Annotated in this window: 9 protein-coding genes and 1 pseudogene; 7 read left to right on the top strand and 3 right to left on the bottom strand. The window is 40.3% G+C overall.

The window, feature by feature from the left end:
• Positions 1–602 (bottom strand): AIR synthase related protein (locus JWQ85_RS01715; protein WP_367186175.1); only part of this gene is annotated, 602 nt, incomplete at its 3' end.
• A 111-nt stretch (positions 603–713) separates the two neighbouring features.
• On the opposite strand from JWQ85_RS01715, the gene JWQ85_RS01720 reads away from it, so the two are divergent.
• Positions 714–2,129, top strand: a complete 1,416-nt coding sequence (locus tag JWQ85_RS01720; protein WP_299462979.1) for a chloride channel protein — start codon at positions 714–716, stop codon at positions 2,127–2,129.
• A gap of 53 nt (positions 2,130–2,182) precedes the next feature.
• On the opposite strand, the gene JWQ85_RS01725 is transcribed toward JWQ85_RS01720, so the two are convergent.
• Positions 2,183–4,357, bottom strand: a complete 2,175-nt coding sequence (locus JWQ85_RS01725) for a glutamine synthetase III (RefSeq protein WP_299462982.1) — start codon at positions 4,355–4,357, stop codon at positions 2,183–2,185.
• A gap of 553 nt (positions 4,358–4,910) precedes the next feature.
• Here JWQ85_RS01725 and JWQ85_RS01730 point away from each other — a divergent pair.
• From JWQ85_RS01730 to JWQ85_RS01755, 6 genes are all read left to right on the top strand, one after another.
• Positions 4,911–5,969, top strand: coding sequence for a porin (locus JWQ85_RS01730; RefSeq protein ID WP_299462984.1), 1,059 nt, complete (start codon positions 4,911–4,913; stop codon positions 5,967–5,969).
• A gap of 68 nt (positions 5,970–6,037) precedes the next feature.
• A complete protein-coding gene (locus JWQ85_RS01735) occupies positions 6,038–6,619 on the top strand; it encodes a DUF4468 domain-containing protein (RefSeq protein ID WP_299462987.1) in 582 nt (193 codons plus the stop codon).
• 174 nt (positions 6,620–6,793) lie between these two features.
• Positions 6,794–7,627 carry an energy transducer TonB gene (locus JWQ85_RS01740; RefSeq protein ID WP_299462990.1) on the top strand — a complete coding sequence of 278 codons (834 nt, stop codon included), beginning with the start codon at positions 6,794–6,796 and terminating at the stop codon, positions 7,625–7,627.
• Positions 7,628–7,840: 213 nt separating this feature from the next.
• Positions 7,841–10,069 carry a phosphoribosylformylglycinamidine synthase subunit PurL gene (gene purL / locus JWQ85_RS01745; RefSeq protein WP_299462993.1) on the top strand — a complete coding sequence of 743 codons (2,229 nt, stop codon included), beginning with the start codon at positions 7,841–7,843 and terminating at the stop codon, positions 10,067–10,069.
• 1 nt (position 10,070) lies between these two features.
• Positions 10,071–10,463 (top strand): VOC family protein, encoded by a 393-nt coding sequence (locus JWQ85_RS01750; RefSeq protein WP_299462996.1) that lies wholly within the window; start codon positions 10,071–10,073, stop codon positions 10,461–10,463.
• A 487-nt stretch (positions 10,464–10,950) separates the two neighbouring features.
• Complete coding sequence (locus JWQ85_RS01755; protein ID WP_299462999.1) at positions 10,951–11,490, top strand: hypothetical protein; 540 nt, start codon at positions 10,951–10,953, stop codon at positions 11,488–11,490.
• 390 nt (positions 11,491–11,880) lie between these two features.
• On the opposite strand, the pseudogene JWQ85_RS01760 reads toward JWQ85_RS01755, so the two are convergent.
• Positions 11,881–12,689: pseudogene (locus JWQ85_RS01760) on the bottom strand (hypothetical protein); the annotation flags it as partial.

Here is a 12,689-nt window from a genome sequence, read left to right on the forward strand (position 1 = left end):
TTGTATTCTTTCTCGTAAGTTGCTTGTCCGTACGATGCAAGGCCTACTATCACATCACCGGGTTTAATGCGGTCGTTTGATATCACATCGGCACGTTTCATGCGGCAGGTTACGGTAGAATCTACTATGATTGTACGCACCAGGTCGCCTACATCAGCAGTTTCGCCACCTGTAGAGTATATGCCTATACCGGCCTCACGCAGTTCGGCTAATATTTCTTCAGTGCCATTAATAATAGCGGCAATCACTTCACCGGGTATCAGGTTTTTGTTTCTGCCGATGGTTGATGATAAAAGGATATTATCGGTAGCGCCTACGCAAAGCAGGTCATCAAGGTTCATAATAATAGCATCTTGTGCAATGCCGCGCCAAACAGATATATCACCTGTTTCTTTCCAGTAGGTATAAGCTAATGACGATTTTGTACCCGCGCCATCGGCATGCATAATGTTGCAATACTCGGGGTCGTTGGTTAAAATATCGGGTACTATTTTGCAGAATGCTTTTGGGAAAATCCCTTTATCAATGTTTTTAATGGCATTATGTACATCATCTTTAGATGCAGATACGCCCCGTTGATCATATCTTTGCGGAGAAGTCATGGGCAAATATACTGCTTAATCGTATTTCCTTGGCTACTGATTTGTATCTTTGTCTAATTCTTAAACTGTTAAGCATTAATTTTTCTTAATGTGTGGCAGATCATAAAATATATGAGGTTTATATACTGGCTCAGACTGCAACTAAAAAAAACTTTTGATAGGATACGCAACGAAAACTTAAAAAAGAATGCATTAACAGCTATTCCATTTTGGATAGCATCGATAATTACCGGCCTGGCCGCTGTTTTATATACTAAACTGTTTTTAGCCGCCGAAAATTTAACCGGCTATATAATTGGCCAACACAATTGGTTTCTTTTTATTTTGACGCCGCTTTGTTTTTTAATAGCATGGTGGATTGTGAAAAAGATGTCGCCTTACGCAAAAGGAAGTGGTATACCCCAGGTTATGGCAGCCATACAATTATCAAACCCGGGGAAAAGCGAAAAAGTAAACAGATTTTTAAGTGTAAAAATAATACTGGTAAAAGTAATGTCGAGCCTGGTTATGGCACTGGGGGGCGGGGCAATTGGCCGCGAAGGCCCAACTATACAAATAGCCGCATCAGTATTTAAAATAGTATACCAGGTGTTGCCCAAATGGTGGCCAAAAATTGCCAAGCGTAATATGATAGTCACCGGTGCAGCAGCGGGGCTTGCCGCGGCATTTAATACACCACTTGGTGGTATTGTATTTGCTATTGAAGAGCTTACCAAAACGCATTTCAGTTATTTTAAAACGGCTATATTTTCATCTGTAATTATTGCAGGGTTAACCGCACAGGCGTTATTAGGGCCTTACTTATATCTCGGTTATCCAAAAATTGATAATTTATCGCCTTATATATTTTCGGGCGTATTGCTTGTAGCAGTAATATCAGGATTATTGGGCAGTTCAATGTCAAAGCTGATATTGGTCATATTTGCCTGGAAAGCCAAATTTAAATTTACCTATCATCATGTGGCTTATGTAACAACATGCGCCATTATTATGGCTGGCATTGCTTTCTTTATTGATAAGGGCATATTAGGATCTGGTAAAGATCTTATGCAAACTACATTGTTTACCTCGTTCAAATATTCGGTTTGGTATACACCAGTATTACGTATTGCCGGGCCGTTATTGTCATTTACAACGGGTGCGTCTGGTGGTATTTTTGCCCCGGCACTTGCTGCAGGTGCCAGCGTAGGCTCATTGGTTTCGGGGTGGTTTCATTTATCAGATGCCAATTCAAATTTATTGATATTGGCTGGTATGGTTGGCTTTTTAACTGGTGTTACACGGTCGCCATTTACTTCGGTAATATTGGTTTTGGAAATGACAGATAGGCACAGCGTTATATTTCACCTGATATTAGCGGGTATGGTGGCCAGTTTGGTATCTATAATAATAGATAAGCATTCGCTGTACGATCACCTTAAAATGCAGTATATAAAAGAGCTTGATCATCAGGAGCAGCAAGAGGAAATGCCTAAAGATATTGAAGAAGAGAATATGGTGCCTGTTAAAACCGGTGACAAGGATTAAAAAAATAAGGGTTACATAAAACTACGACTTTATGTAACCCTTATTGGGTCTTATTATTTAATAAACAGCAGCTCCCTAAACTTAGGCAGCGGCCAAAGTGAATCATCAACCACTTGTTCCAGTTTATCAACGTGATAACGTATCGGTTGGAAATAGCTTTTTACTTTCTCGTCATAGTCAATAGCACGGTCGCGCAGGTCTTCAATTACGTTTGCCTTTTTGCGCTCGTTTATCATTTGCCCTACGTTATCTTTAATGAAATTAACGTGTTCGGCAATCTGATTAATAATATCAAGCTGTGCAGCATAGGTGCTTTTATCAAGGCCAAGGTCTTTTAAGCCCTTAACATTCTCAATTAATTTAGATTGATAAGCTATAGCGGCCGGTATAATAACGTTCATTACCAGTTCGCCAATAACACGGGCCTCAATTTGTAATTTCTTGTAAAAGCTGTCCAGTAAAATTTCGTGGCGGGCATGTGCTTCGCGTTTGGTGAATACACCTGTTTCAGAAAAAAGCTCCTCAGCTTTTTCTGTAATAAAGGCATCTAATGCTTTTGGCGTAGTTTTAATATTAGCCAAACCTCTGCTTTCGGCTTCTTTTTCCCACTCTTCGCTGTAACCATTGCCCTCAAAACGAATGTTTCTCGATTCTTTGATATAGCGTTTAATGATGGTCATCAGGGCTACATCCTTCTTCTCGCCTTTTTTGATCAGTTTATCAACATCAACCTTGAATTTTTTAAGTTGATCGGCCATAATCAGGTTCAGGATAGTCATTGGGCTGGCCGAGTTAGCCGATGAGCCAACAGCGCGCAGTTCAAATTTATTACCCGTGAACGCGAATGGCGAAGTGCGGTTACGATCGGTATTATCCTTTAATATCTGCGGTATTTTAGGGATGCCCTGCCATAACGAGTTTTCCTCTTTTATTTTTTTGCTTAAACGCGATGTATCTATCTCATCTAAAACTTCGTTAAGCTGGCTACCCAGGAATATTGATATAATAGCAGGAGGGGCTTCGTTAGCGCCCAAACGGTGATCATTATTTACTGATGCGATGGAAGCTCTTAACAAATCGGCATGTTCATGAACGGCTTTTATAGTGTTCACAAAAAATGTAAGGAACATCAGGTTATTCTTAGGGGTTTTGCCCGGCGATAGCAGGTTTTTACCTGTATTGGTTATCAACGACCAGTTATTATGCTTACCCGAACCGTTTATACCTGCATAAGGTTTCTCGTGCAGTAACACTTTAAAATGATGGCGTTTGGCAACCCTATCCATAATATCCATCAACAGCTGGTTATGATCTATGGCCAAATTTATTTCTTCATAAACCGGGGCGCACTCAAATTGCGAAGGGGCAACCTCGTTATGGCGGGTTTTTAATGGGATGCCTAACTGTAAGGCTTCGGTTTCCATTTCCTGCATAAACGCATAAACCCGGCTTGGGATCGATCCAAAATAATGATCTTCCAGTTGCTGGTTCTTGGCAGACATGTGGCCGAATAGCGTGCGACCGGTAAGGAACAGATCCGGGCGGGCGTTAAATAGGGCGATATCAACCAAAAAGTATTCCTGCTCAATCCCTAACGATGCATTTACCTTTTCTATGCTTTTATCAAAATAGTGGCAAACATCAACCGCGGCCTTATCTAAGGCACTTAAAGCTTTTAGCAATGGTACCTTATAATCAAGCGCTTCGCCGGTGTAGGATACAAACACGGTAGGGATACAAAGTGTACGCCCTATTATAAAGGCCGGTGACGATGGGTCCCAGGCGGTATAGCCGCGGGCCTCAAATGTATTACGGATACCACCACTGGGGAAACTGGATGCATCTGGCTCTTGTTGAGCCAGCGCGTCGCCGCTAAATCGTTCAATAGCGCCACCATCAGCAGTTGGCTCAAAAAAGGCATCGTGTTTTTCGGCAGTAGTACCTGTAAGCGGCTGAAACCAATGCGTATAATGCGTTGCACCTTTACCCATAGCCCAAGATCGCATAGACGATGCTACCTGCTCGGCCATATCACGGGGAATGGGCACACCATTATCAATAGAATCGATAATTACGCTGTAAGCATCGTTAGAAAGAAATTCCTTCATTTTTTGCTTATCAAAAACATTTACCCCGAAGTAGTCGGATATTTTTGATGAAGGAAGTTTGGTTTCCGGGATCTCACGGTTTAACACAGCCCTAAGGGCTTGAAAACGGATGTTGGGCATGATGATACTTAATTGGTTTCAGCCCAAAATTATAAAATCATTTAAAATAGTTAGGGTTTTATAAAGATTTATGTTTTGTCAATATAAATCCATTAAAAAAAACAAAAACAGTTATAATAACAACCGAATATATATGTAAGAGATATTTTTTTACAATTTGTTTGAAATTATGGACTGTTGTTTTTTAATTGTGCCAAATAAGAATTGTTTTGTTAAATAAATGGCCTATTAATAGTTTGTTTTTGTAAATAAATGGTTAATATTCTATGTTTTGTTGATAAAATATTATATAATTTATTCTTTTATTGAAAATAATGTTTGTTTTTGTGAATTTTTATTGTGTAATTAGTAAATAATTAATGAAAGAGTATTTTTTCATTAAAATTTATAATGTTTAATAGGTTATTTTACGTAGTTTTTAAATAAACATAATTATTGAATATGTAAAATGAGCTAACATGTAAATATTATCATAGATATATCTTAATTAACCCTTTTAAAACAGTAAACAATCAAATTACATAACTAACAACAAAAATTTAAATCCCTTATTATGAAAAAAAGACTTTTACTCTTATCGTTCCTTGTTGCTTCGGTATTCGCTGCCAGTGCGCAGGACACTACGAAAGCAGATCCTCCTTTGATGATCTCGGGTTCGGTAGATACTTATTACAAGTACGATTTTTCAAAACACAGTAATTTACCTACCAGCTTTGCATCAGACAATAACTCTGTATCAATTGGTATGATAGATTTGGCTTTGAAGAAAAAAGTAGGCAAAGCTGCTTTTGTAGGTGAATTGTCTTTTGGCCCGCGTGGCCAGGCGCAATCAATACCTACCGCTGCCGGTACTTATGACGAAACTAACAACAGTTTTCATATCCAGAATTTATATGTGTCATATGATGTAACCGATAAATTAAATTTAACAGGTGGTTATATGGCAACATTTATGGGTTATGAAGTAATTAGCCCGGTTGGTAACTTTAATTATTCAACCTCGTACCTGTTTACCAATGGTCCGTTCCAAAACCCGGGCTTTAAAGCAACTTATGCTTTCACAAGTAAGGTTAGTTTAATGGCAGGTATCTTTAATGATACCTGGAATTATTATACATCTACAAACCAGGTAAATACTTTTGGCGCACAGTTAATGGTTGCGCCTGTAACCGGCTGGACAGCTTATTTAAATGTATTAACAGGTAAACTATCTGGTACCGAGTTTGATTTAACCACTAGCTACCAAATTACAGATGCCTTTAAATTAGGCTTAAATGCAGCCACCTTTAAGGCCGCTGATGCCGTTGGTACCGGTGGTTTTACAGGTGTAGCTTTATACCCGCAACTGGCTGTTTCTAAAGATGTAACTTTAGGCCTAAGGGGCGAGTATTTTAAAACTAAAACTGGTGATTACTTAACTTATGGCCCGTCTCCGGGTAGTTCAGTTATTGCGGGTACAATAACTGCAAATATTAAAGCGGGCCCGTTAACTGTAATTCCTGAGTTTAGGTTTGATAACAATAAAGACGTGAATGATGGCTTTATTAGCAAAAGCGGCGCGCCAACTAAAAACGCATCACAATTTGTACTTGCTGCGGTATACGCATTCTAATTTAGGTTTAACGATCTGATTTTTTTATAAGCCATCCGTAGTTCCTGCGGATGGCTTATCTTTATAATATGAAAAAAATATTTTTTAGCCTTGCTTGTTTATTGTGCGCGCAAATTGCATTGGCGCAAAAAGATTCGTTACAGTTTGATGAAGGCAACAACTATATCTATTACCGGGTTATTGATAAACCCAGCTTAACTGCCGATACTTTGTATAAACGCGGCTGGGACTTTGCAATAGCATTTAACCAATCTGCCAAACCCGCCAAAGGCCAGGCCGAAAATACCTTGAACACATCGGGTAAATTTTTAGTGTATACAGGTGTATCATTAATGAAAAAGGAGGGCGGCCAAATTAATTATACTATTAATATTCAAACTAAAGATCAAAGATATCGATACCGAATAAGCAACTTTGTATTTATACCCTACCAACGCGATCGCTTTGGCAATATGATACCTATTCCGGGGATAGAGGTTCCATTAGAAAAAATGACGGCTAAATACGGGAAAAAGGAAACCGATAATTACCTTGACCAAATAGGTAGCTTCTGTATCAGCACAGGGGTGAAGCTAAAATCAGCGATGGATAAACAGCCTGCAGCTAAAAAAGCAGAGACCATAAAAAAGGTATCGACCGAAAACTGGTAGGTATCTGTCCGAAGAATTCTTTTCTGCACCAAATATAATTTGCAATAAAGCACTTATCGCAATATTAAAATTGTATTTGTAGGTGTATTCTATTCATTTATTCGTAAAAATTCAAATTTATACAACATATTATTTGGCAAATGCGTTAATTGGTAAAATTAAATTTCAAACGCTATGCTAAACACAAAACTTAATTTATACAATCCCGAGTGGCTCGAGCTTGTATTCGCCGATCGTAACAAATCTTATGGTGCTTTTGAATTAAGGCAACATTATGGTTTAAACATGGTAAAGGCCATGGCAATTGCTTTTACAACTATTGTGGCGGCTGCTACAATTTATACGTATGTGGTTGGTAAAACTCCGGGTGAAACCTTGATTACTACAATAGTTAATATCGACCCGCTTGTTATTCCACCAACTACAATTCCACCTAAAAAGGTTGCAGAACCACCTGCCCCAAAAACATCTACTCCGTTAAAACCGTTGCCGGCTGCGCCAACTACTAAATTTGTAGTCCCAACTATCACTTCGGAGCCGGTGGATGATAATCCGCCAAGGATAGATGATTTGAAAGGCGATATTGGCCCAACAACAACCACAGGTACAGGCACGCTATCTCAACCAGTAGACCCAACACCAGCTTCAACAGGTGGTACAGGTGTTGCATCTGTTGATGATAAAAGCATACACGGTACATTTGGGTTGGAATTTATGCCCGAACCTGTTGGAGGTGCTGCTGCATGGTCAAAGTTTTTGAACAGAAATTTAAGGTTCCCGGCCGAGGCGCAGGATGCTGGTAAAAGCGGCAGGGTGCTGGTTAGTTTTGTGATAGAAAAAGATGGGCGTTTATCAAACATCGAGATACAAAACGGCGCAGGGTATGGTATGGATGAAGAAGCTTTGCGTGTACTAAAACTTGCTAAACCATGGAAGCCCGGCATACAAAACGGCAACCCTGTACGGGTTAGATATACCATACCAATGAATTTTCAATTGAGTGAGTAGGGAAGAGGCGTAGGGATAAGATAAATGATTTGTGTAAATGTGTTAGGGCGATGGAATTATTTCCATCGCCATTTTTTGTACTTATGGTATTAAAAACCAGTCTTTGGATATTGTAATTTTCATTTGGTATTTAGCTAATCCTTTGCTTTTTCCTTTCCGTTTTAAGCCTTTTTTGCTAATTTTGCGCATCCTTTCAAAATAAACAACAGTACATTGGAGAATCAGGAATTAACCACCGTTGAAACCGCCCGCGATCTGGGACTTTTACCCGAAGAATTTGAACGTATAAATGAGATAATGGGCCGCGTACCCAACTTTACCGAGCTTTCTATTTTCGCGGTAATGTGGAGCGAGCACTGTTCCTACAAAAATTCTATCACCTGGCTTAAAACCTTGCCTAAAGATAGCCCGCGTATGCTGGCAAAGGCGGGCGAAGAAAATGCCGGGCTGGTTGATCTTGGCGATGGTATTGGATGCGCCTTTAAAATTGAATCACATAACCACCCCTCGGCGCTGGAACCATACCAGGGAGCTGCAACAGGTGTGGGCGGTATAAACCGCGATATATTTACGATGGGTGCAAGGCCTATCGCGCAAATGAACTCGCTGCGTTTTGGCGATCTTAGTTTGGATAAAACCAAATGGCTTGTTAAAGGCGTGGTAAAAGGCATTAGCCATTACGGCAACGCCTTTGGTATTCCAACTGTTGGCGGCGAGCTTTTCTTTGACGAATGCTACAATATTAACCCACTGGTAAACGCTTTCTCGGCAGGTATTGTAAAAGCCGGCGAAACTGTTTCGGCTACATCTTATGGTGTGGGCAACCCGGTTTATATAGTAGGTTCTGCAACAGGTAAAGATGGTATCCACGGCGCGGCTTTCGCATCAAAAGATATCACCGAAGATTCGGTTAACGATTTACCTGCAGTACAGGTAGGCGACCCTTTCCAGGAAAAACTTTTGCTGGAAGCTACGCTTGAAGTAATCAAGACCGGTGCAGTTGTTGGTATGCAGGATATGGGTGCGGCAGGTATTATCTGCTCAAACTCTGAAATGAGCGCCAAAGGCGAGCATGGTATGATCATTCACCTTGATCGTGTACCAATGCGCCAGGAGAACATGAAACCATACGAGATCTTGCTTTCCGAATCTCAGGAACGTATGCTTATTGTGGTTGAAAAAGGTAAAGAAGCACTTGTTGAGGCTGTATTTGATAAATGGGATTTGAACTGCGCCATTATTGGTGAAGTTACCGATACCCAACGCCTGGAATATTTTATGAACGGTGTTAAAGTTGCCGATGTGCCTGCGGATGACCTGGTATTAGGTGGTGGCGCCCCTGTTTACGAGCGTGAATACCGCGAACCTGCTTACTTTGCCGAGAACCAGAAATTTAAAATAGAAGATGTTGCCGAGCCTGCCAACTTAGTTGATGTGGCCGAGCACCTGATAGGCCATGCTAACCTTGCATCTAAGCGTTGGGTAACTGATCAGTACGATTCTATGATTGGTACGGCAACTATGACCACTAATCGCCCAAGCGATGCGGCTGTTGTTGCTGTTAAGGATACTAATAAAGCTATTGTTTTAACATGCGATTGTAACTCACGTTATGTATACGCTGATCCTCAAAAAGGTACAGCCATTGCTGTTGCCGAAGCCGCACGTAATATTACCTGCGCAGGTGGCGAACCGGTAGCAATTACCAACTGCCTTAACTTTGGTAACCCATATAAGCCGGAAGTTTACTGGCAATTTGTTGGTGCCATAAAAGGTATGGGCGAAGCCTGTATAAAATTCGAAACCCCGGTAACCGGTGGTAACGTAAGTTTCTACAATCAATCATCAGATGAAGGCCCGGTATTCCCTACGCCAACCATTGGTATGTTGGGTGTTATGGACGATCAGGATAACTTAATGACCCTTGACTTTAAACAGCCGGGCGACTTAATTTACCTTGTTGGTGAATCACAAAATGATATCGCATCATCACAATATCTTGCATCGTACCATAAAATATTAAAAGCACCTGCCCCTTATTTTGATATAGATAAGGAATACGCCATGCACCAGGTTATTAAGCAATTAATTAAACATAAAGTTGTACAGTCGGCTCATGATGTGGCTGATGGTGGCTTGTACATTGCCCTGGTTGAATCGGCTATGCCAAACGGTTTGGGCTTTGATATCGAAAGCGATAGCAGCATCCGTAAAGATGCCTTCCTTTTCGGCGAAGCACAGGGCAGGGTAGTAGTGAGCGTTGCACCTGATGATCAGGAACGTTTCATTGAAATGATGGCCACCAGCGAAGTTGAATTTAGCCTGTTAGGTACTGTTAATGGTATTGGCAATACTAATATCGACGATGAACTGTTTGGTAACATCACCGATATTAAAATGGTACATGACAACGTACTTCATGTAATTTTAGGCGACGAATAATATGCTAAAGCTGAACAGGATACATCATATTGCTATCATCTGTTCAGATTATGAGCTGTCTAAAACATTCTATACAGAAGTACTTGGATTTAAAATAGTTCGCGAGGTGTATCGCGAAGCAAGAAGATCATATAAGCTTGATCTGGAAGTCAATGGACTATACCAGATCGAGCTTTTTTCATTTCCGGGCTCACCACCGGCAAGGCCCTCACAACCCGAAGCCCTTGGCCTTCGCCATTTAGCATTCGAGGTAAATAATCTGGAAGAAGCCGTATTCCATTTGAGTGAATATAATGTGGTTAACGAGCCCATCCGCGTGGATGAATGTACAGGCAAGCGCTTTACTTTCTTTACCGACCCTGATGGTTTGCCGTTGGAGTTGTATGAGAAATAAATCCCAAAATGTCATGGTGAGCCTGTCGAACCATTAGCCGCATGTATAAGTCTTCGACAAGCTTTCCATAACAATTTGTTAATAAATCCGGGTGAGAAGTGTTCACGTTCACGGGTGACGCAGACCGTGAACACTAATAAGTAACTGATAATCAGGGGTGTCAAAATTCAGCTACTGACAAAATATCGTCACCATTAATAAAGATAATATTTACTTCACAACCTCAACCCATTGTCCCTTTATTAGCGCGTTAATATCATGGTTATACATGGCCTCGCAATACGCAGCAGGCAAATAGTATTTACCGGCGTAAGCCGCATTAAGCATCACATAATAAGTTTACTTCTTTTTGCCCTTGTTGGTGTTGTCACCAACAAGACGTAATCCCTTTAGGCAGTCGCCAAGAAGTATTTGCGTTTACAAGCTTGCCGTTGGAGTTGTATGGGAAGTAGGTAAATTAAGCACTATTAAACTTGTATATTCGAATATGGAAATTAAGCCACACAAAAAATGGACAAGCAGGATTAATAAGTGGGAAAATATTTCAGTTGATGAATATAAATTTATTTTTGAGCAAGCTAAAGAAAAGTTAGACGATGTGCTATCTGAAACTGAAAGTATAACTGATAAATCTATTAAAATAGGTACTGCTGTAGTTGCTTTTTTAGGATTCTATTTAGGTTTAGTAATTCAAAATCATCTATTCAAATCTCATAAACTTTTGGTGGCATCCACCTTTATTTTTGCTATTATAAATCTATTTGTCATTATTAAACTAATATTTCCAAGTTTAATTTCAAATAGAGGATGTTCACCAGAAGCGTCTACAACTCCTGATTTTGATAATGATGACGACAAAGGATATTACCTGCAAAAATTATATTATAATTCAATAGGAATACTACAGGATAAAATAGATAAGACTGTAACCCGCAATTCAAACAGAATATTAATCTACAAAATTGCTTTAGCGTCTTTTGCATTGTTCTTAATATTAATGGGAATATCGTTAGGCTTTATTATTTAGTATCGCCCTTGGTTGTACCGGTGTCGATATCAGTTTGAATAGTAATTTCTCTTGGCATGGGTTTGATTTATAATCCTAAGATACAAAATTTGTGTTTACTTTACCAACAACGGTGAGAAAAATGGCATGATGAGCCTGTCGAACCATTAGTCGCCTTTACAAGTCTTCGACTAGCTCAGACTGACAGTACACCTTAAATCACTACCCCGTCATTAAGAGGAACGAAGCAATCTTCCGATTGCAAATAATAAATTGTCATTTCGAACGAGCAGTGGGGTGGCTTGTGAAATGGTGTGAGGAGAAATCTTTTACATTTTGCATCCGTTAATGCCTTGTGTAAAAGATTTCTCCTCGTACCTCGTTCGAAATGACAGGTTGTTACTTGTAAACCTACTTCACTACCTCAACCCATTGTCCTTTTATCAGCGCGTTAATGTCATGGTTATACATGGCCTCACAATACGCAGCAGGCAGATAATATTTACCGGCATAGGCCGCGTTTAGCATAACATAATAAGTTACTTCTTTACCCTCCGCTAAACTGAAATAGGTGTTCACCCTATCATCGCGGATATCACGGTAATCTGGTTGAGAAGACTTAAACGCTTCATCATTATTCAGCATGCGGCTGTTTAATATTTCCCATCCCGATGGGAAGATCTGCGTAAGCGCGAGGTTATCGTACCGCCCGCGTTTTCCCGGGTTTTTAATAGTAACCTGTGCCACAAAATCGCTGCCTTGTTTAAGTGATGTTGGGTCGATAAGTTTACCACCGAGTGTAAAGTAGGCAACACGCATTTGCATCACATTAGGGTTAACGTAAGTTTTAACATCCTGTCCTGATGATGGCTGCCCTTGCTGTATCAACCTCACATAAAGCTTATTTGTACCGTTGTTTTTCAGCGTAACCTTGCCGCTATTAGCAGCCAGTTCCTGCTGCCACAGGTACGACGCTGAATTTACATTGCCTTTTGCAGAACCCGCATTATAGTTAAACGACAACTTGCCGCCACCTTTATTCACGCCGCAATATTGCGCTATCGCTACAAGTGAGTAAGCCGTAGTTTGCGTGCTGTACCAGCTATCCTGTGATAGTTTTGATGCTACGCTACGCACCATGCCCGATGCCTTTTGTTGCTGACCCAGTAGGGTAAGGGTTTCCAGTATCATGGCCTCGTCCCGCAGATCAGAACCATAAG

This window comes from Mucilaginibacter sp. (genome assembly GCF_028288105.1).
Lineage (GTDB): Bacteria > Bacteroidota > Bacteroidia > Sphingobacteriales > Sphingobacteriaceae > Mucilaginibacter.

Excerpts from the sequence above, each read along its gene's own strand:
- JWQ85_RS01720 (WP_299462979.1), top strand. The coding sequence starts at position 714 with ATGAGGTTTATATACTGGCTCAGACTGCAACTAAAAAAAACTTTTGAT.
- JWQ85_RS01725 (WP_299462982.1), bottom strand. The coding sequence starts at position 4,357 with ATGCCCAACATCCGTTTTCAAGCCCTTAGGGCTGTGTTAAACCGTGAG.
- JWQ85_RS01730 (WP_299462984.1), top strand. The coding sequence starts at position 4,911 with ATGAAAAAAAGACTTTTACTCTTATCGTTCCTTGTTGCTTCGGTATTC.
- JWQ85_RS01735 (WP_299462987.1), top strand. The coding sequence starts at position 6,038 with ATGAAAAAAATATTTTTTAGCCTTGCTTGTTTATTGTGCGCGCAAATT.
- JWQ85_RS01740 (WP_299462990.1), top strand. The coding sequence starts at position 6,794 with ATGCTAAACACAAAACTTAATTTATACAATCCCGAGTGGCTCGAGCTT.
- JWQ85_RS01750 (WP_299462996.1), top strand. The coding sequence starts at position 10,071 with ATGCTAAAGCTGAACAGGATACATCATATTGCTATCATCTGTTCAGAT.
- JWQ85_RS01755 (WP_299462999.1), top strand. The coding sequence starts at position 10,951 with ATGGAAATTAAGCCACACAAAAAATGGACAAGCAGGATTAATAAGTGG.